Origin of the sequence: Roseovarius sp. W115 (assembly GCF_032842945.2) — a bacterium.
Taxonomy (GTDB): Bacteria; Pseudomonadota; Alphaproteobacteria; order Rhodobacterales; family Rhodobacteraceae; genus Roseovarius; species Roseovarius rhodophyticola.
Genome location: NZ_CP146606.1, coordinates 1,601,562 through 1,620,957, shown reverse-complemented (window position 1 = coordinate 1,620,957; position 19,396 = coordinate 1,601,562). Strand labels below are relative to the sequence as shown.

Annotated in this window: 15 protein-coding genes and 1 pseudogene; 3 read left to right on the top strand and 13 right to left on the bottom strand. The window is 54.2% G+C overall.

Annotation, left to right across the window (positions count from 1 at the left end; translation table 11 throughout):
* Position 1 precedes the first annotated feature (1 nt).
* Positions 2 to 1,399, bottom strand: coding sequence for an aspartate aminotransferase family protein (locus RZS32_RS08290; protein WP_317056527.1), 1,398 nt, complete (start codon positions 1,397 to 1,399; stop codon positions 2 to 4).
* 87 nt (positions 1,400 to 1,486) lie between these two features.
* A complete protein-coding gene (locus RZS32_RS08285) occupies positions 1,487 to 2,176 on the bottom strand; it encodes a GntR family transcriptional regulator (RefSeq protein ID WP_317056526.1) in 690 nt (229 codons plus the stop codon).
* Between the two features lie 130 nt (positions 2,177 to 2,306).
* Here RZS32_RS08285 and RZS32_RS08280 point away from each other — a divergent pair, with 130 nt between their 5' ends.
* Positions 2,307 to 3,647 (top strand): NAD(P)/FAD-dependent oxidoreductase, encoded by a 1,341-nt coding sequence (locus RZS32_RS08280; protein WP_317056525.1) that lies wholly within the window; start codon positions 2,307 to 2,309, stop codon positions 3,645 to 3,647.
* Here RZS32_RS08280 and RZS32_RS08275 read toward each other — a convergent pair.
* From RZS32_RS08275 to tmpA, 3 genes are all read right to left on the bottom strand, one after another.
* A complete protein-coding gene (locus RZS32_RS08275) occupies positions 3,644 to 4,567 on the bottom strand; it encodes a DMT family transporter (protein WP_317056524.1) in 924 nt (307 codons plus the stop codon). The two genes, RZS32_RS08280 and RZS32_RS08275, sit on opposite strands and share 4 nt — an antisense overlap.
* Positions 4,568 to 4,636: 69 nt before the next feature.
* Positions 4,637 to 5,224 (bottom strand): (R)-1-hydroxy-2-trimethylaminoethylphosphonate oxygenase, encoded by a 588-nt coding sequence (gene tmpB, locus RZS32_RS08270; RefSeq protein WP_317056523.1) that lies wholly within the window; start codon positions 5,222 to 5,224, stop codon positions 4,637 to 4,639.
* The gene (tmpA, locus tag RZS32_RS08265) at positions 5,225 to 6,367 is read right to left on the bottom strand and encodes a 2-trimethylaminoethylphosphonate dioxygenase (RefSeq protein ID WP_422395947.1); all 1,143 of its coding nucleotides are present in this window, start codon (positions 6,365 to 6,367) and stop codon (positions 5,225 to 5,227) included.
* 159 nt (positions 6,368 to 6,526) lie between these two features.
* On the opposite strand from tmpA, the gene RZS32_RS08260 reads away from it, so the two are divergent.
* Complete coding sequence (locus RZS32_RS08260) at positions 6,527 to 7,057, top strand: glutathione peroxidase (RefSeq protein WP_317056522.1); 531 nt, start codon at positions 6,527 to 6,529, stop codon at positions 7,055 to 7,057.
* On the opposite strand, the gene RZS32_RS08255 is transcribed toward RZS32_RS08260, so the two are convergent.
* The 6 genes and pseudogenes from RZS32_RS08255 to RZS32_RS08230 all read right to left on the bottom strand — a co-directional run bounded on the left by RZS32_RS08255 (position 7,038) and on the right by RZS32_RS08230 (position 15,291).
* A complete protein-coding gene (locus RZS32_RS08255) occupies positions 7,038 to 8,024 on the bottom strand; it encodes a GlxA family transcriptional regulator (protein ID WP_317056521.1) in 987 nt (328 codons plus the stop codon). The two genes, RZS32_RS08260 and RZS32_RS08255, sit on opposite strands and share 20 nt — an antisense overlap.
* 21 nt (positions 8,025 to 8,045) lie before the next feature.
* Positions 8,046 to 10,520 carry a GcvT family protein gene (locus RZS32_RS08250; RefSeq protein ID WP_317056520.1) on the bottom strand — a complete coding sequence of 825 codons (2,475 nt, stop codon included), beginning with the start codon at positions 10,518 to 10,520 and terminating at the stop codon, positions 8,046 to 8,048.
* Between the two features lie 39 nt (positions 10,521 to 10,559).
* The gene (gene tdh / locus RZS32_RS08245; protein WP_317057873.1) at positions 10,560 to 11,585 is read right to left on the bottom strand and encodes an L-threonine 3-dehydrogenase; all 1,026 of its coding nucleotides are present in this window, start codon (positions 11,583 to 11,585) and stop codon (positions 10,560 to 10,562) included.
* Positions 11,586 to 11,600: 15 nt separating this feature from the next.
* Positions 11,601 to 12,521, bottom strand: a complete 921-nt coding sequence (locus RZS32_RS08240; RefSeq protein ID WP_317056519.1) for a PLP-dependent cysteine synthase family protein — start codon at positions 12,519 to 12,521, stop codon at positions 11,601 to 11,603.
* Positions 12,518 to 13,716 (bottom strand): annotated as a pseudogene (locus RZS32_RS08235) (glycine C-acetyltransferase). The gene RZS32_RS08240 and the pseudogene RZS32_RS08235 overlap by 4 nt, the downstream one beginning before the upstream one ends.
* Positions 13,717 to 13,773: 57 nt before the next feature.
* Entirely contained in the window at positions 13,774 to 15,291 is a 1,518-nt protein-coding gene (locus tag RZS32_RS08230) for a trimethylamine methyltransferase family protein (RefSeq protein ID WP_317056518.1), read from the bottom strand.
* An 88-nt stretch (positions 15,292 to 15,379) separates the two neighbouring features.
* On the opposite strand from RZS32_RS08230, the gene RZS32_RS08225 reads away from it, so the two are divergent.
* On the top strand, positions 15,380 to 16,276 hold the full coding sequence (locus RZS32_RS08225) for a LysR substrate-binding domain-containing protein (RefSeq protein WP_317056517.1): 897 nt from the start codon (positions 15,380 to 15,382) through the stop codon (positions 16,274 to 16,276).
* A gap of 12 nt (positions 16,277 to 16,288) precedes the next feature.
* Here RZS32_RS08225 and RZS32_RS08220 read toward each other — a convergent pair whose 3' ends face one another.
* Positions 16,289 to 18,289, bottom strand: a complete 2,001-nt coding sequence (locus RZS32_RS08220) for a hydantoinase/oxoprolinase family protein (protein WP_317056516.1) — start codon at positions 18,287 to 18,289, stop codon at positions 16,289 to 16,291.
* Between the two features lie 45 nt (positions 18,290 to 18,334).
* Entirely contained in the window at positions 18,335 to 19,387 is a 1,053-nt protein-coding gene (queG, locus tag RZS32_RS08215; RefSeq protein ID WP_317056515.1) for a tRNA epoxyqueuosine(34) reductase QueG, read from the bottom strand.
* Between the last annotated feature and the right edge of the window lie 9 nt (positions 19,388 to 19,396).

The window sequence follows — 19,396 nt, the reverse complement described above, 5'->3', positions numbered from 1 at the left end:
TTTAGCTAGCCGCCTTCATCATGCCTTCATTGATTAACTGCTTATGCGTCAGGTCAAGCGCCCGCGAGGCGCGCGCAATTAACTGATCCACTTCATCCTTGGTGATGATCAGCGGCGGCGAAATCACCATACGATCACCCACATGCCGCATGATCAGGCTGTTCGCAAAACAATGCTCACGGCACATCAAGCCAACAGTCCCTGCATCTGATGCAAACTTGGCGCGACTGGCTTTATCCGGGGTCAACGCGATAGACCCCATCAAGCCAATGATTCTAGCCTCGCCAACTAACGGATGGTCTGCGAGTGATTCCCACTTTTCTTTCAGATAAGGCGCTGTTTCGTTTCCAGCCCGGTCAACAATGCCTTCTTCATCGAGAATACGCAGGTTTTCGAGCGCAACCGCACAGGTCACCGGGTGGCCCGAATACGTATACCCATGGCTGAATTCGCAGTTGTTAAGAACCTCGGCCACTTCATCACAAAGGATCGACCCACCCACAGGGGCATAGCCCGAGCTAATACCCTTGGCGACCGTCATAATATGAGGGCGAATGCCCATAGTTTCACAGCCAAACCACTTGCCTGTACGCCCAAACCCACAAATCACCTCATCGGCAATCAGAAGAATGTTGTACTTGTCGCAAATGCGCTGAATTTCGGGCCAGTAGGTGTCTGGTGGAATGATCACGCCACCTGCGCCTTGGATCGGCTCACCGATAAAGGCCCCTACCCGATCTTCACCGAGTTCAAGAATAGCCTCTTCCAGTGCGCGTGCACGCTGCAGGCCAAACTCATTGGGGTCCATATCCCCGCCCTCGGCCCACCAATGTGGTTGATCAATATGATGAATGTCCGGGATCGGCATCCCGCCTTGGGCGTGCATATAGGCCATTCCACCCAAAGATGCGCTGCCCATGGAGGATCCATGATAGGCATTCTTGCGGGTGACAATGATGTTCTTTTGCGGATGGCCTTTCTCCTGCCAATAGGTGCGGACAAGGCGAATGTTTGTGTCGTTAGCTTCTGATCCAGAACTGGCGAAAAACACGTTGTTCAGATCATACGGAGTCAGCTCCGCCAGCCGGTCCGCCAGCGCAATCGCAGGCACATGCGTCGTCTGGAAAAACGTATTGTAGTAGGGAAGTTCTTTCATCTGGCGCGCAGCTGCTTCGGCCAATTCGTGTCGTCCGTATCCCAGATTCACGCACCACAATCCCGCCATCGCATCGAGAAACTCGTTCCCGTCGCTATCAGTCAGGGTGACACCTTTGGCGCGCGTGATTACCCGAGCGCCCTTCTTGGCCAAGTCATGACCATGCGTGAAAGGATGCAAGTGATGCGCAGCATCAAGAGCCTGCAATTCACTGGTGGGCATATGGTTGGTGATCAGCGACATGGCGCACCTCTCGGACTATGGAAAAAGCGGCGCTAGTCGCCGTATGCACAGAATATGATCAAATTATTTTGAGTCAATCGACTCAGCTTACTTAGAGCTGACTTCCAGTGATTGGCGCACTTGTTCCATTCCTTGAATGACATCTTCTCGAATGGCGCGCGCTGCAGCTTCGGCATCACGTGCATGCATCGCATCCAAAATGTCCTTGTGCTTATCAGGAAGGCTCTGAGTTCCAATGCGCCCACAAACAACTCTCAGCGATGGTCCAAATCGAAGCCAGAGGCCTTCTGCCAAATCTGCCAGAATTGGTGCGTCAGCAATCGCATAGATTTGTGTGTGGAACTGATAGTTCTCATGCAAGTATTCGCGCAAATCTCCACGTGCAATCGCTTGGTCCAATGCATGATCGAGTGATTTGAGATGTGCCAGGTCTTCGAGTGTCGCCCGTTCCGTTGCCCTTAGTACCAAATGCGGATCAAGCCACTGACGCGCCAAGATAAGCTCGCTTATGTTTTCAGCACTGAGCGTTGGAACACAGACACGGCGGTTGCCTTGAAACTCCAAAGCCCCTTCCGCCGTCAAGCGACGAATGGCCTCTCGCACAGGCGTCATTCCTGCACCAAGCTGATCTGTCAAACCCTGAATGGTCACTGCCTGGCCCGGCGCCAGATCCCCAAACAAAATCATGTCTCGCAAGGTCTGATAAATGACCTGATGCGCCGGAAGCGCGGCTTGCCTTTGCGCGGCTAGTTCAACCTTGCCAGCTGACTTATTCATCAGAACCGTACCTTTCAAAGGTCACGGCCAATCCCAGCTTGCGAGCTTGGCCACGAGGTGAATAGAGTATCATTTTACGCAGTATGATCTTTTTGATCAAATCCAACAGCCAGAAAGCCGCAAAATACGTATGAACGACCTAGACAGGATATGGGAAGACGAAGCATATGGGGCGGGTCCGATTGAATCCTGCTGGTGGGCCGAAACAGTGGAGCCGCAGGATTGGCCATCATTGAACTCGGAAATCAAAACAGATGTTGCGATCATAGGTGCTGGGTTCACCGGCCTGTCCGCAGCGCTGCACCTGGCCGAGGCAGGGTTGGGCGTAACTGTCCTAGAGGCACAACACCCATATTGGGGCGCTTCAGGGCGTAATGGTGGGTTCTGCTGTTTAGGTGGCGCAAAAGCCAGTCATGCAGATTTGGTTGCACGCTTTGGCAAAGAAGAAGCAAGGGGGTTTTGCCAGGCTGAAAAATCAGCCGTTGAATGTGTTGATGGGCTTATTGACCGGCTTGGGCTGGAGGTCGACCGCCATTCCGATGGGGAAACGCAACTGGCGCACAGAGCGCGGGACTTTGAAGATCTAAAGGCAGGCGTTGATCAGACGCGGGATTTGTACGGGCTTGAAACCCAAATCATTCCTCCGGAAGAATTAGTCCAGACCGGGATGAACGGACCATTCCATGGTGCGGCAACAGTCAATATCGGCTTCGCCTTGAATCCCCGCAAATATGCATCTGGTCTGGCGCATGCAGCGCAAAACGCAGGTGCAAGGATTTTCGCAAAAAGTCTTGTAACAAATATCGAAAAACTACCGGGTTCAGAATACCGACTTCACACAAAAAGCGGCTCTGTTACGGCCAAAAAGTTCATTTTGGCCACCAACGGCTATAGCTCGGACAACGTTCCAAACTGGATGTCTGGGCGGTACTTGCCCACGCAATCCAGTGTTCTGGTCACACGCCCGATTAGTCAGGATGAGCAACTGGCACAAGGATGGACCAGCACGCAGATGTGCTACGACACACGACATTTGCTGCACTATTTCCGGCTTATGCCGGACGGGCGCATGCTATTTGGTATGCGTGGAGGATTGACCCACACGCCTCAGAGCGAAAGTGCTATTCGCCGGAAAATCCGTTCCGATTTCGACACCATGTTTCCCGCCTGGTCACACGTTGAGACGCCATACTATTGGTCGGGGTTCGTTTGTCTGACACGTGATCTGATCCCCTATGCCGGTCCAATTCCGGGAATGGAGGATGGTTTTGCCGGTTTTGCCTTTCACGGCAATGGTGTCTCAATGGGAAGCTATACAGGGCGGTTGCTGGCCGATCTTGTGCGCGGCATTGAGCCCAGACTTCCTTACCCAGCGCCAATGTGGCATGTGCCCAGGCGCTTTCCATTGGGGCGCTTTCGTAGGATGCTGATGCGCCCGGCTTACTTGCGATATGCCTGGTTAGATCGCTAACCCTGTGGTGTTTTGAGCGACCGCGCCCGACCACGTTTCAAGCCAAGCTGTCGCTCCCTCAATATGATTGTGATGCCCGCCAGAATAACCAGCCCACCACCGATCAGCATCTGCTGCGTCGGGACCTCATCGAAAAAGACATATCCAATTGCAATGGCAAACAGCATCGAAGCGTAGTCGAAAGGCGCAATGACACTGACGTCTGCATACCGGTATGCAGACGTCAAAAATATCTGCGCCACGCCGCCAAGTATACCCGCAGAAATCAAGAAAACAGTCTCTGTTAAACCAGGAATGACCCATCCGAAGGGTATGGTAAGCAAAGACAGAAGTGTCGATGTCAGCGAGAAATAGAATACAATCGCGCTGGTTCGTTCTGTCCGCACAAGCTTTCGAATATAGATCTGCGCCAGTGCCGCACAGGTCGCACCTAGAAGAACAAGAACGGCACCGACAGCTTGCGCTGTTTCGACATTGGGCCCACTCAAAGTTGTCAATCGCGGCGCTAAAACGATAAGGACGCCAGCAAGCCCCAGCGCAACGGCCCCAATCCGAAAGACACCGACCTTTTCATCAAGAAACATCGCGGCAAACACGACAACCAGCAGCGGCGCGGCATAGCCCAAAGCCGTGACTTCAGGCAGGGGCAAAAGACCCAAGCCCGCAAACATCAACCCCATTGCCGTCGTTCCCACAACGCCGCGCCAGAAATGACCCATACGAGACTCTACTTTGAGTCCCGACCGCATCTCCCCACGAAGAGCAAGCCAGGCGAAAATTACCGGGATCGCAAAAAACGACCGGAAAAATACGGCTTGTCCCGGCGGCACATGCTCAGATGCTGCTTTGATCAGAGCAGACATGACGATGAAGAGCATCACCGCACAAAGCTTGAGAGCAATTCCCTTAAATGGGTTCATAGAGTGGCCTTTCTCGTCAGAACGTGACGGATGGCCTGCAATATTTCAAATGCCGTCTCAGCAACCCTGCTATGTCACGGCACAATGTGCATCAACAACGCGCTGCACCATCGGTGCGAAATGGGCAAACTCAGGCGTGTGCATATCCGGGTCTTTACCCGCATCGTCAAGATAGCGAACAGCAACGATGTCTTGCACGTTCGGGTTACGTTCAAAATCCGCGACCTCAAGGTCATTCATCGGCCCACCCTGAAGGTTCAAAGAATGCACCGACGCGTCAGACAATTCATCAAAATAAGTAGGGTTGATGGCGCATAAGTACCGTTTGGCCGCCACATGATACCGCACGCAATCCGTGACAATGGTCGGAAAGAAAGCCTCAAGAACTTTCGCGCCAGCCTCTTCATGATAGCGGTCTTCGGTATCCTCCATTGAGAACGTGCCGAACTCAGAAGTGAAATGTCCTATGTCATGCAAAAGTGCCGCGACGATAATCTCTTCACCCAGGCCTTTTTGCTCTGCGAGAGTGGCCCCTTGTAACATGTGCTGAGCCATCGTGACCGGTTCACCTAAGTATTCCTCATCCCCACAACGCGCAAAGATGTCGGCGATGAAATCGACTATGTTTGCCTGTGTTAGAGTCTCATTCATACTCATTTACTCAGCCGCCTTCACAATCTCTTGCACCAGCGCGGCATGCGTTGACCGCAATCCATCCATATCTGCATAGCACCCTTGAAGCCATCGCGACCCGGACCCGGAATACCCCTTTCGAGCATGCAACACGCGAGTGTTGTCGACGACAAAGCACTCACCTGGTTCAAGCTTGAACGTGATCTCCATATCCGGATCGTCGATGATCTGACCCAGTCGCCGGTAAGCTGCGTAATAGGCTGCCATATCTGCATAAGGCACATCAGTGATCGCCGCGGCCGACCGATTGTTGAAGCGCACGCCTACCAACGCGCCATCTGGTGCCAACTCAATCATCGGACGCCGAGATCGCAGACAAACACCCTCAGACCCGGCAAATTCAAACCGTGCGCAATAAGAACTCAAAAGGTGAAATCCACGAGGATCCTCTCGCTGTAGGCGCTGCGCACAGGCAAATCCGTCGACCACCATGTTTTCCCCACCCTCAGCCGAGTTTTCCAAACAGTAGAGAATTTGTACTGTTGGCACGGGATCGCGGTATGGATTGTCTGTATGTGCCTGCAGCCCCAATCCGGTAAACGCCAGGTTGGAAGGATTGACCTCAGTCCGGACTTCAAAATGACGCCCATAATTGGTTTCGCGCACGTATCCAAAAAGATCAGCAACCTTAAACAATGCGCCTTCTTGCACAGGCCCGCCAGACAGCTTGCCAAATCCAAACTGCACCACGCCATCCAACCAAGCAGCAAGAGCTTCCTTGTCGGTTTTGACCTGATTGAAATCAGCTTGCGGGATATGGTCGCCCATGGCCGCATCCCAAACAATGATTTCGTCACTAACCCAGCCTTTTTCGGACATTTGTGGCAGGTCATAACAATGCGCCAGCAACCAATTGAGGTCATAGTCGATGCGCTCGCCTGTCGGCGCGAACGTGAGTGTTAACGTATCCCCGGCAACCTCGGCACCCTGAATTGCAATGTCTTCCGGGATGTCAGACAAGGCAATCAGACGCTGTCCATTGCCAGACGCCCGCGTGCCTTCATCCCAGGCATTGTCGCGCAGCCAAATGGCGTGATAGCGCGATGTGACACCAGCCATATCCAGAGCGATGGCAGCACCATCTTCGATGATCTTAACAGTGGTCATGACAGCACCTCCTAACGCAGGCTATCGCGCCGCTTGCATCAGCGCCGTTGAATTTCCGACGCGCTACTATGCCTGAAAACGACATTGGCGTCGGTTTTGCGTGTTCCAAGTGATCTGCTGGTTGCCATGCTTCGTATTTACCAGAAAAGGAGAGGCACAATGCCTACACTGCTTGGAATTTTGTTTTGCCTTTTGGCAATGCCAGCCTGGGCATTGGATCTCGAAAGCAAGTTTTCCAACATCGACGGCGGCACGCATCAGCTCTCGAATTGGGTGGGTCAGCCCATTTTGGTTGTCAACACAGCGTCCCTCTGTGGCTTCACTGGGCAATACTCCGATCTGCAAAGACTGCACGATACCTGCAGTGACAAAGGCCTCGTCGTACTGGCTGTTCCCTCTGACGACTTTTCACAAGAACTTGGAAGCGAAGATGAGGTCAAAGAATTTTGTGAGGTCAATTACAACATCACTCTGCCAATGACCGGCATCACCAATGTGACAGGCGCTCATGCGCATCCGTTTTACAAATCTCTTGCGGCGGAAGAGGGGTTCCAACCGACTTGGAATTTTAACAAAGTTCTGATTGATACCGACGGTGAAGTCGCTGGCACATTCCGCTCTTCGGTCAAGCCAATGTCTCGCCAAATCACAGATCCGATTGAAGACATGCTCAGTCAGATGGGCGGCTAGGCACGCGCGCCGCACCCGGCTCTTTGCTGGGTGGTACGTTATAGATCTTTCGGTAAGCGCGTGAAAAATGCGTCGGACTGGCAAATCCGCATAAGACGCTAATTTCGGTGACGCTCATATCAGTTTGCCTCAACAGATGGCGCGCTTTTTCTAATCTAGTGGTGATATAATACCGGCTGGGCGATATACTTAATACCGATTGAAACAGACGTTCCAACTGGCGAACTGACACACCAATTTCAGCGGCGATTTCACTCAACTTCAGAGGATCTTCTATCGTGTTGCGCATAATCTCAATCGCTTGAATGACCTTGCGATTGCCTCGCGCAAGACGGGAGGGAAGCGTCAGACGCTGCGCATGATCTTGATCACGCGGGGCGGTATAGACCATCTGTTCTGCAACCCACTCCACCAACTTCAGACCATAGTCTTCTTCGATAAGATGCAGCATCAGGTCCATAGAGGACGCACCACCGGCGCATGAAAACACTCGCCCGTCCACAGAATAAATAGTGTCCTGCATACTGACCTGCGGCAGCGCCTCTGTCAGCGCATCCACATATTCCCAATGCGTCGTCACACGTTTGCCCGCGATCAACCCGGCAAGGGCCAACGTATAGGTCCCACTGCTCAACGCACCAAAACTGATGCCTTTGCGTGTCTCGCGCCGCAACCAGGCGAGAACGTCGCGCGTGCTGCCTTCGACGGCCTGTTCACCTGCGCAAACAACAAGCGTATCTTCGCGACTCAGGGTTTCGAGACCACCATCAACCTCAACTGTCACTCCATTCCAGGCGCGCGCTGGTTTTCCATCGGCACTCAGTAGCCGACATTCGTAAAACCGTTTGCCGCTGGAATGACGATTGGCAAGACTCAGTGCTTCGAGCGCACAGGTAAAGCCAAGCATCGAATAACCCGGGATCAACAGGAAAACATAGCGCTTGGGCGCGTGTTCGTGCTCCGTCATTACCGGCTCATCCCTTTGATGTCAGCTGCGCATATTTGCTCCGTTGGCGTCGTAGACCGGAGCACCTTGCACTTCCGCCTTGTACATCTCACCAAGGATTTCCACGTCGAGCACCTCACCGGCACCCGCATGTTCGCTTGCGACATATGCCATCGCCATAGACCGCCCGACTCGGTGTGCGTAGCCCCCCGCCGTGATGTATCCAATGGCCTCACCGCCGCGAAGAACAGCCTCATCACCGGTCACATCAATCCCATCTACATCAATGGTCAGAGTGACCAATTTGCGCTCCACGCCTTCTTTGACAAAAGCCTCGGTCGCGGCTTTACCGACGAAATTCTTCTTCCAGTTGATGAAAGCATCCAGGCCTGATTCAACTGCGTTGAAGTCGGGCCGGAATTCCAATGTCCAGGCACCCCAACCTTTCTCCAACCTCATCGACATCAACGCACGTGCGCCATACCACCGATATCCCAGATCGGCACCCGCGTCCTCAATCGCCTCCGCCAGACGCAAAAGATACTGTGGGCGACAGTAGATTTCGTACCCAAGCTCACCGCTAAACGATATCCGGTTAAGGATAACTGGCACGCCTCCAACAAAAGTCTGGCGCAAATCACGGAATTTCAGCGCGTCCGCACTCACATCATCGCGTGTAATGCGAGACAACAGTTCTCTCGATTTGGGACCGCTCAACGCAATGCCGTGCCAATCATCTGAGGCATTGCGATAGCTCACATCATTTGGCAGATCCTTTTCGAACCAGCGGCGATGCGCCTCCTGCATTGCTCCAGAGCCGAACAGGATAAAGTGATCCTCAGAGAGGCATGCGACAGTCAGATCACCATACAGCCGTCCCTTGGGCGTCAGCATCGGGGTCAGCGTCAATCGACCCGTTTTTGGGACATATCCGGCAAGAAAATAGTCTAAATACGCGCGTGCGCCTTTGCCGGTAAACTCATGTTTCGCAAAATTCGCAATCTCAATACCACCAACCGCGTTTTGCACCGCTTCGATTTCACGCGCGACATAGTCATGACTGCGATTGCGCTCGAATGATGGTTCTTCGTGCGCATCTTCAGGCCCATCAGCGAACCACAGAGCGTGCTCAAGGCCAAAGCCCTGATCCATGCGCGCTCCTCGCGCAATAAGCCGGTCGTAGAGCGCCGTTGTCTTCTGCATCCGGCCCTTGGGCAACGTCTCGTTGGGAAAGGTCATAACGAAACGACGTTCATAGTTCTCGGTCGACTTAACCGTTCCCCAATCGGGCGTCGCCCAATCGCCAAACCGCGCCACATCCATGGCCCAGACATCAATCGACGGCTCTCCGTCAATCATCCATTCCGCCATGGTCAGGCCCACACCACCCCCCTGACAGAAGCCCGCCATAACGCCGACTGCGCACCAGTAATTATGCATGCCCGGCACGGGGCCAATCATTGGGTTGCCATCTGGCCCAAAGGTGAAAGGGCCGTTGATCGCATCTTTGATCCCAGCATCAGCCAATGCAGGAATTCGTTCAAATCCAAGCTCAAGACGATCTGCAATATTCTCCAGCTTGGGCTGCAAAAGCTCATGCCCGAAATCCCAAGGCGTCCCACCGACTTTCCAGGGCGTTCCGACCGGCTCATATGTGCCCAGAAGCATCCCATCGCGTTCCTGCCTGAAATAGATGTTGGCCTCATAGTCAATGCCGCAGGGCAGGCGAGATCCGAAGTTGGCCACTTCATCGATCCGGTCTGTTAGCAAATAGTGATGCTCCATCGGCTGCACCGGGATGTTTAGCCCGGCCATTTGCCCCACTTCCCGTGCCCACAGACCCCCACAATTTACGACGTATTCGGCAATAATAGTGCCTCTTTCGGTGGTTACTTCCCACTGACCATCCGGTCTTTGGGTTGTTGCTGTCACCGGTGTGTGCGTAAAGTATTGCCCGCCATAGTGCTTGGCGGCTTTGGCGAAGGCATAGGTCGTACCGGACGGGTCCAGATCCCCATCCTGATCGTCCCAGAGCGCTGCATAGTAATGCTTGGGATCAATCAGCGGATGGCGCTCCGCCAACTCTTTGGGGCTGATCCATTCCTGGTGTAGGCCCATATACCGCGCCTTGGACCGCTCCCGCTTGAGATAATCGTGCCAAGCCTTGTTCGAGGCGACATAAAAGCCACCCGTCATATGCAGACCTACGGACTGTCCGGAAAGCTCCTCAATCTCCTTGTAGAGTCCGATTGTGTAGCTTTGTAGGCGACTGATGTTTGGATCTGAACTGATCGTGTGAATTTGCCCCGCCGCATGCCAGCTTGACCCGGATGTCAGCTCATTCCGCTCCAGAAGGACCACATCTTTCCACCCAAACTTGCTGAGGTGAAACAGGATGGAGCATCCCACCACACCGCCACCAATAATCACAACTTTTGCGTGGCTGGGGAGTGGCTTTCCCCGGCTTGTCTCATCTTTCTGAATGTTGAGCGTGGATTGCGCCAGCGTGTCACTCATGGTCTTTTCCTCATCGTCCTTTACCCGCGTGAGCGCGGCCTATGTCCAATCCATCACGACTTTGCCGGCATTGCCCGAAATCATCGCGGCAAACCCGTCTTCAAAATCGTCGATGGAGATCCTGTGTGTGATCAGCCCCGAGACGTCGAGACCCGACTGGACCAAGGCAATCATCTTGTACCAGGTCTCATACATCTCGCGGCCATAGATGCCCTTGATATGCAGCATCTTGAAAATGACGCTGTTCCAATCAACTGGGAATTCCGTGGGCGCAATACCCAGCAACGCGACCTTCCCGCCATTGTTCATCCGCGCGATCATCTGCTGCATCGCGGCCGATGCACCAGACATCTCAAGGCCCACGTCAAACCCTTCGGTCATGCCGATTTCGTCCATGACATCGCGCAAATTTTCTTTCGAAACGTCAACTACATGCTGCACGCCCATCTTTTGAGCCAGTTCAAGTCGGTAAGGGGTGATATCGGTGATCACAACTTTCCGCGCACCCACCTTTTGTGCCACCAGCGCGCCCATGATCCCAATGGGGCCAGCCCCGGTGACAAGTACATCTTCCCCCACCAGATCAAAGGACAAAGCAGTGTGCACCGCATTTCCAAACGGGTCGAAGATAGCCGCGATCTCATCCGGAATGTCCTTCGGGATGGGCACAACATTGTCTTCGGGAATGCAGAGATACTCAGCAAAGCTACCGGGGCGGTTGACGCCCACACCCTTGGTGTTTCGGCACAGATGACCGCGCCCCGCGCGGCAATTCCGGCACGTACCGCAGACGATGTGACCTTCACCCGAGACACGCTGACCAATCTTGTACTTCATGGCCGCTGCACCGGTATCCACGATCTCGCCGACAAACTCATGTCCGGCGACCATCGGGACAGGCACAGTCTTGGCGCTGAACTCATCCCATTTCCAGATATGCACATCCGTGCCACAAATCGCCGACTTTTTAACCTTGATCAGCACATCGGCTGGTCCGGGTTCTGGAACAGGGACATGTTCCATCCACAGACCCACTTCCGGCTTGGCTTTCACAAGGGCTTTCATCTGGTTCTGCATCGCCTAATCCCACAAATCGGTGCTGAGGTACTTCAAGCCGCTGTCACACATCACAATGGCGACTGTGCCACCTTGCTCGACACCGGACAGAAGCTGAATTGCCGCCGCGAGATTGGCTCCGGCAGAGTATCCCGCAAAAATGCCTTCGTGCCGCGCCAAAAGACGCGTTGCTTCAGCTGCATCTCGTCCTGAAACAGTGACTGATCCAGCTAAATTCACGTTTTCTAGATGAGTTGGGTTCGAGATTGAATACCCGCCGCCCTGTATAGGATGATCCGGCCTATCGGGTTCCACAGCGTAACAGCGCACACCTTTCGGTTCCAGAAAACGCGTTGTGCCTGCCAGTGTTCCACTCGACCCAATGAAATCACAAAATGCCGTCACCTTGCCCTCGGACTGCGCCCACATCTCTGGGGCGGTACCGGTCTCATGCGCCTCAGGATTTCCTGCACGCTGAAATTGGTCAGCGCGGTAAGCACTTCGTTCCTGGGTCAGCCGTTGCGCTTCTTCCTCGACCAGAGCCAGATCATCTCCAGAAACCTCACCCTTTCCGCTCCCAGCCGCTTGCGGAACCAGCACAACCTCCGCTCCCAAAGCTCGCATCATACGCGCCCGTTCTTCAGAATTGCCTTCACTCATCACGGCCACAAAAGGATGCCCCAGAATGCCGCAAACGATGGCCAGACCAGTCCCCATATTGCCAGAGGTCAACTCAACCACAGTTTGCCCTGGCTGAAGCTCCCCAGATGCACGCGCGCCCTCGACAATCGCCCGAGCCACACGGTCCTTCTTGGAAAACCCTGGAAGCAGATAATCGAGCTTGGCCAATATACGTCCATCTAAGCATAATTCGTCTCTAATACGGCTCAACTCGACCAATGGTGTGTTTTCCATAGCTTCGACTAGCGAGGGTAGTACCGTCATGAAATCACCCCGAGATCACGGCCTGCGACTTCAAATGCATCTATCGCCTGATCCAGCATATCGCGCGTTAAACCAGCACTCATTTGCGTGCGAATTCGGTCTTGGTCCTTTGGTACAACAGGAAAGCTGAAAGCCGTGACATAGACGCCCAGTTCATTTAGACGCGCAGCCATATCCTGCGCCAATTTGGGATCACGCAACATGACCGGTACAATCGCATGTTCGCCGGGCAATAACTCAAAACCCAACTTAGTCATGCTTTTGCGGAAATAATCCGTGTTTTCCCACAATCGGGTGCGCAGGTCGTCCCCGCGCTGCTCCAACAGGTCAAAAACCTTGATCGACGCGCCCGCGATCACCGGCGCCAGAGTGTTTGAAAACAAATACGGTCGCGATCTCTGCCTGAGCCAATCGACGACCTTGGCGCTGGCTGCAGTGTACCCCCCGATGCACCGCCCAGCGCCTTGCCCAGAGTGCCGGTGAGGATATCAACCCGCCCCATGACACCACAATGTTCGTGGCTGCCACGACCAGATTTGCCCAAAAAGCCCGTCGCGTGACAATCATCCACCATCACCATGGCGTCATAGGTCTCAGCCAGATCACAAATCTGATCGAGCTTTGCGATGTAGCCATCCATTGAGAACACGCCATCGGTAGCGATCATGCGATGTCTGGCACCTTGCGCCTCCTGCAAACAGCGTTCCAGATCAGCCATATCCGAATTGCCATAGCGATAGCGCTGCGCCTTGCAGAGCCGCACACCATCAATGATGCTCGCGTGGTTCAAAGCATCCGAAATGATCGCATCTTCCGGACCCAAAAGCGTCTCGAACAAACCTGCATTTGCATCAAACGCCGCCGCATAGAGTATTGCGTCTTCCATACCCAAAAACCCGGCAATGCGTGCTTCCAGCGCTTTATGTTCCTCCTGCGTGCCGCAAATGAACCGCACACTGGCCATACCAAACCCATAGCGATCCAGCGCCTGATGCGCGGCTTCGATGATTTCTGACTGATCGGCTAAACCAAGGTAGTTGTTGGCGCATAAATTCACGACAGATTGACCACTGGCCAACTCAACCTGACCCGCCTGCATCGAGGTGATCACACGCTCGGTTTTATATAGCCCCTCTTCACGCAGACCACCCAACCGACCTTCAAGATCCTGATCAAACCGCTCTGATGCACCCATACCCTGATCCTTTCATCGTTCCAGAAACACTCTGGGGGTTTGGGGGCTGGCCCCCAATCAATACCATGCCTCGGGAATCTCTGACTTGCGACGGGAAATATAGTCTCGAAGCGCCTCATCCACCGCTTCATCAAGAGATGGGGTTTCGTAGGCGGCCAACATTGTGGTCCAGCGCTCATATGCCCGGCGGCGCATGTCTTTTGACCCGCCTTCCTCCCAACTTTCGACATTCTCGCTGTCACTTAACGCAGGTTCATAAAAGGCAGTCGTGTAGTTGCGCATCGTGTGGCCACATCCAAGGAAGTGTCCTGCCGGTGCCACTTCTTCATAAGCGTCGCGCGCCAGTGCCTCGGGACTGGCGTCCAATCCATTCAGCAACTTTTGATAAGCGCCCAATCGGTCGGCATCCATCACCAACTTTTCAAACCCCGTACACAGCCCCCCTTCCAGCCACCCTGCCGCGTGCAGCACAAAATTTGCCCCAGCCAGCGCCGTTGAGTGCATACTGTCGGCACTTTCATAGGCTGCCTGCGCATCCTCGATCTTGCTTGCTGTCAATGACCCTCCGCAGCGCAAGGGCAATCCGACGCGCCGTGCCATCTGCCCAATCGCATAGTTGCTCATGACCGGCTCTGGCATACCAAAAGTGGGTGCGCCGCTTTTGAGGCTCATGGATGACAGGAAATTCCCCAAAACAAACGGCGCTCCGGGTCGTACCAATTGCGCAAACGCACAACACACCATCGCTTCCGCCATCGCCTGCGTCACGCTGGCAGCCGTGCTCACCGGCCCCATGGCACCGGACAGGATGAACGGCACAACAACAATCCCCTGACCGCGTCCGCAATAGACCTGAATCGCCTGGCTCACCACTTTGTCCACCAAAAGCGGTGAGTTGGTATTCACATTCCCCATGATGACGCAGTTCTGGTCGAAAACATCCTTGCCATGCAAAATCTCGGCCATGTCGACGCTATCCTGTGCACGGCTCATCTCGGTGATCGCGCCAAGATGCGGTTTGTCCGACCGCGTCATATGCATATACACCATATCAAGATGCCGATGGCTGACCGGCACGTCACACGGCTCACAAATCACAAGGCCCGTATGATGCAAATTCGGGTGCATGTAGGCGAGCTTGACCAGCTTCTCAAAGCTCTCCATGTCGCCATAGCGCCGCCCACCCTCCAAATCGCGCACAAAAGGCGCGCCATAGATCGGTGCAAACACCTGTTTATTGCCACCAATAACAACGTTCCGCTCTGGATTCCGCGCAATTTGCGTGAATTCCGGTGGCGCAAGCCTGCAAAGCTCGCGAACGCGCGTGGCATCTATGTGCACCCTGTTGTCTTTAACCTCAGCACCGCCTTCTATCCAAATTCGGTGCGCCTCAGGATCATCGCGAAATTCAATGCCAACATTCTCGATCAGCCAATCAACTTGAGCATCAAGAACTGCGAGCGTTTCATCATCGATCACATCGAAAAACGGCAGCTGTCTCTGCACATGGGGCGATGCAGGCACCGTGGTGTCTGCATTCAATCTATCGATACGGGCACGTGCGCGTCTGGCCATGTGGTACTCCCTAGCTTCCAATCAATCTATATCGCCACAGCAACTCTGTGATGCTTGAAAAAATCAGGGTTTTGGATAATTTCAGATTATGCAAAAGCTTTGGAAACTTGTCTCGTCTCCGCGCCACCTGCTTGTGTTTGAGGCCGCCGCGCGCACCGGGTCTTTCACGAAGGCGGCGCAAGAGTTGAATGTGCAACAACCCGCTGTGTCTGCGTCCATAAAACAGCTTGAGACGTCGCTCGGCATCCACCTTTTCGATCGCGCGCACAGATCGGTCACCTTGACCCAGGCAGGTGAACGCCTCTTCAATGAAGTGTCTTCTGCCTTTTCGCGCATTCACCAAACGGCGGAAGTCCTGAGTGCCCGCAGCGAGCAAGCCCATGTCACGCTTTCGGCGTCTACGGCCTTTGCACATTATTGGATGGTTCCAAGGCTGGCAAAATTTCACCAAGCGCAACCAGACATAGATTTGCGCCTGCAAACCTCAGAACGTGAACCCTCCATTGGAAGCGATGGGATCAGCCTTGCCATTCGGCGCGGACACGGCGACTGGCCCGGGTGCGATAGCCACCTGATTGCGCCAGAGGTCATCATGCCAATCGCCGCACCGCGAGTGAGCGCCGCAGCAATCAACCTCAAGACAGTGGCAAACCTGCTAAATGAGACACTGATTCACCTCGAAGAGCCAATTCGGGCGCGGCCTGGATGGGCAGATTTCTTTGCTCATTGGAACGTGCCCTACGCTGAGCCAAAGGTCGGGCTGCGTTTGAATGACTATGCTCTCGTCCTTCAGGCGGCCATTGCAGGCGAGGGCTTTGCCTTTGGATGGCAACATGTGACCGAACAGTTAATTTCGCAGGGCCTACTTGTTGCCAAACCGGAATGGTCCTGGGAAACCGGCGCGGGATTCTACCTCGTTTGGTCAAATTCTGAGCCATTGAGTCCTCAGGAACAGGCCGTCAGAGACTGGTTGATCGGGCTCTAGCCTGGAAATGCTTTAATTCGCGATTCTGGGACGCCCACTGATTTCCACGGTGACTTCTGCTTCGAGAAACATCTCTCGCGCTTCCGCTTCGACCGTCTTGACGTCGCGTTCTTTACGGATCTGAAGATCCTCAGCGCCTGCATCCTCCGCCTGACGTTGCGCATCAGCTTCAAGAACGCGTTCCAATCTGACCATTGCAGCTTCTGCATCAACAAAATCTTCGGGGCCAGACTCCAGATGCACGCGAAAACGGCCTTCGGCTGGGCTGGTAACCGTTCCGCTGCGGCGAATTGTGACGCGTCCCACCACGGCCCCGATGGCGTTGGCCACGCCCGCGTGTTCCGGCAGGATCATCTCACACCCTAAACGCGTTCCCACCTCCGGATAGTAAGTGGCCGCGGACGCACCCAGCCCCACCACAGGCACGTTCAATCCAGCATCGAGTCGGACAAGGCCACGATGGTGGTCCAATCCTCTTTGCATAAGAATATGGCGCGACAGAACATCTGGCGGCATGGCGAAATCATACTCTTCTTCATCAAAAGCAGTCTCTAACAATGCTAAACTTGTTTGATAAGTTACTTGATCGAAGATCATTTGCGCCATGGATTTGGGGTCTGGGCAAAGCTGGTTACCACTGCCTGTGCGCTTTCGTCCAATCAACGTCATGGCCTTTTCAGCAGCATCTCGATCCCATGCATCTAGCTTGCCCAAAACATGGCACGCATCCGAAGGTGTGGCGCCGGCCACCTGAACGATCCCGCGATTGACCAACCGCTTCAACCCAGAGCCCTCTAATCGCGTTTTCAAAACTTCGCTCACTGGCTGCGCCTTACCGCTTAATCGCGCAAACAGGGCCATGTCTTTCGCACTCAGCCCCCCGGCATCTGCGCCCTCTACGAGACGCACAAATCGCACGTCAAATTCCCCAGGTGTATCGCTACGCAGTTGCTCATCGAGGGCGGCATGCACACTGTCTGGGTCTTCACTTGCAATCAAACTGATCGGTATGACACGACGAGGTCCTAAAGTGATCCCACCTATCAACCCCTCATCGATTACGTGCACGTCACTATCGCCACCAAGGCCCGTTGTGCGCATAGCCACCGCCTCAACCATGGTGCGCCACTGACCGACACGCGCTCCGTTAGAATCAATCGCCGGTCGTCCTCCTCGCAAAACCGCAACATCCGTTGTTGTCCCGCCTATGTCTGAAACCAAAGCATGATCGATATTCGTCATCCATTGCGCACCTACAATACTCGCAGCCGGACCACTCAATATGGTTTCAATAGGGCGTTGTTTGGCCTGGTCGGCTGAGATCAACGCACCATCGCCCCGCACAACCATCAAAGGGGCCTCAATCCCCAGTCGTTCAACGGTGTCATCTGCCTTTTCAATCAGCCGGGTGATCATGCCAATCAGCCGAGCATTCAGCAAGGCCGTGAGGGCACGTTTGGGACCATTCAGCTTGGCCGACAGGTGGTGAGAGCAGCTTACTGGCTTGCCAGTTGCTTTGCGAATTAAGTCTGCTGCACGCAATTCATGCGCAGGATTACGGGTTGCAAACTGACTGGCAACCGCGAATGCAGAAACCTCAATATCAGAGTCTAACCAAGTCAAAAGTGCAGTTTCATCCAACGTAGCTCTTTCCGTTCCGGCATGGCTATGCCCCCCGACAAGCACGATTGAAGGATCCCCGGATAACGCCTCGGCCAAACCCTGCGTGCCGAGGTCGCTTTCTTTGAAACCAATATAAACAAAACCGATGCGCCCGCCCTGTCCTTCGACCAGGGCATTGGTGGCCAAGGTTGTCGACAAGGACGCCAGTGCGATATCTTTCGGTGAAATGCCACTTTGGCTCAGAACGGCCTCAATCGCCTCACCAATCCCCACCGAAAGGTCATGCCGAGTGGTCAGCGCTTTGCTGCTGGCGATCACATGCTCTTCGTCGCGTAACAGCACGGCGTCCGTGTAAGTTCCGCCGGTATCAACACCGAGAAGCACTGGCATAAGAATTCCCCCAAATGTCTGGAAAGGTGTATCGCCTGCGCTGAGCTATTCCAGCCTATTTGCGGCATCCTTCAGTCGCAGAACAGCCCATCTTGCCGCATCAGCCACCGTCGCGTCTGTATCATCACAAAGCGACTGGGCAATCTCAATTAAACCTGCATCTCCAGAATTCCCAATCGCGTACAAAACGTTTCGCACAAACCGGTCTCTGCCAATGCGTTTGATGGGACTTCCTGAGAACATCGTTCGGAATGACGCATCACTGAGTACCGCAAGTTCTGACAGCTTGGGCGCGGTCAAGTCTTCTCGCGCGTGGTACCGCACCTCTCGTGCTTCGATCGCAAACTTGTTCCACGGACACACCGCCAGGCAATCGTCACAGCCATAAATCCGGTTGCCCATCTTGCAACGCAACTCATCTTCCACGGGGCCTTTATGCTCAATGGTGAGATAAGAAATGCATCGCCGCGCATCGAGCTGATAGGGCGCGGGAAACGCATCCGTCGGACACACGTCCAAACATGTCCGACAAGATCCACAATGATCAATTTCGCCTGAATCAGTGTCGATTTCCAATGTTGAAAAGATCGAACCAATAAAAAACCAACTGCCCAATTCCCGACTGACCAGATTGGTGTGTTTGCCCTGCCATCCAAGCCCTGCTGCATGTCCCAATGGCTTTTCCGCAACTGGGGCCGTATCTACGAATACCTTTACCTCACCCCCGGCCTCAGCAATCAACCAGCGCGCCAGCCGTTTGAGGCGTTTCTTGACCACGTCATGGTAATCCTTGTTACGCGCATACACCGAAATCGTTCCAAGCTCAGGGTCATACAGATTTGCCAAAGGGTCTTCTGTAGGTGTGTAACTTTCGGCCAATACGATCACCGATTGTGCCTCGGGCCACAACGCACTGGGATCCCCCCGCCAATGCGCCCGGTCCGCAAGCCAGGCCATTTGACCATGATACCCCTTATCCAAAAATGCCGCCAAGCGATCCGGCACCTGTGGCACATCACTCGGCCGACACACCCGACAGGCATCAAACCCTTCTAACACAGCCTGTTCCACAAGCCGCTGTTTCAAGCTGTCTTTCATCGTTCCCAA

Coding starts and splice junctions, on each gene's coding strand:
- RZS32_RS08290 (WP_317056527.1), bottom strand. CDS start 1,399: ATGTCGCTGATCACCAACCATATGCCCACCAGTGAATTGCAGGCTCTT.
- RZS32_RS08285 (WP_317056526.1), bottom strand. CDS start 2,176: ATGAATAAGTCAGCTGGCAAGGTTGAACTAGCCGCGCAAAGGCAAGCC.
- RZS32_RS08280 (WP_317056525.1), top strand. CDS start 2,307: ATGAACGACCTAGACAGGATATGGGAAGACGAAGCATATGGGGCGGGT.
- RZS32_RS08275 (WP_317056524.1), bottom strand. CDS start 4,567: ATGAACCCATTTAAGGGAATTGCTCTCAAGCTTTGTGCGGTGATGCTC.
- tmpB (WP_317056523.1), bottom strand. CDS start 5,224: ATGAGTATGAATGAGACTCTAACACAGGCAAACATAGTCGATTTCATC.
- tmpA (WP_422395947.1), bottom strand. CDS start 6,367: ATGACCACTGTTAAGATCATCGAAGATGGTGCTGCCATCGCTCTGGAT.
- RZS32_RS08260 (WP_317056522.1), top strand. CDS start 6,527: ATGCCTACACTGCTTGGAATTTTGTTTTGCCTTTTGGCAATGCCAGCC.
- RZS32_RS08255 (WP_317056521.1), bottom strand. CDS start 8,024: ATGACGGAGCACGAACACGCGCCCAAGCGCTATGTTTTCCTGTTGATC.
- RZS32_RS08250 (WP_317056520.1), bottom strand. CDS start 10,520: ATGAGTGACACGCTGGCGCAATCCACGCTCAACATTCAGAAAGATGAG.
- tdh (WP_317057873.1), bottom strand. CDS start 11,585: ATGAAAGCCCTTGTGAAAGCCAAGCCGGAAGTGGGTCTGTGGATGGAA.
- RZS32_RS08240 (WP_317056519.1), bottom strand. CDS start 12,521: ATGACGGTACTACCCTCGCTAGTCGAAGCTATGGAAAACACACCATTG.
- RZS32_RS08230 (WP_317056518.1), bottom strand. CDS start 15,291: ATGGCCAGACGCGCACGTGCCCGTATCGATAGATTGAATGCAGACACC.
- RZS32_RS08225 (WP_317056517.1), top strand. CDS start 15,380: ATGCAAAAGCTTTGGAAACTTGTCTCGTCTCCGCGCCACCTGCTTGTG.
- RZS32_RS08220 (WP_317056516.1), bottom strand. CDS start 18,289: ATGCCAGTGCTTCTCGGTGTTGATACCGGCGGAACTTACACGGACGCC.
- queG (WP_317056515.1), bottom strand. CDS start 19,387: ATGAAAGACAGCTTGAAACAGCGGCTTGTGGAACAGGCTGTGTTAGAA.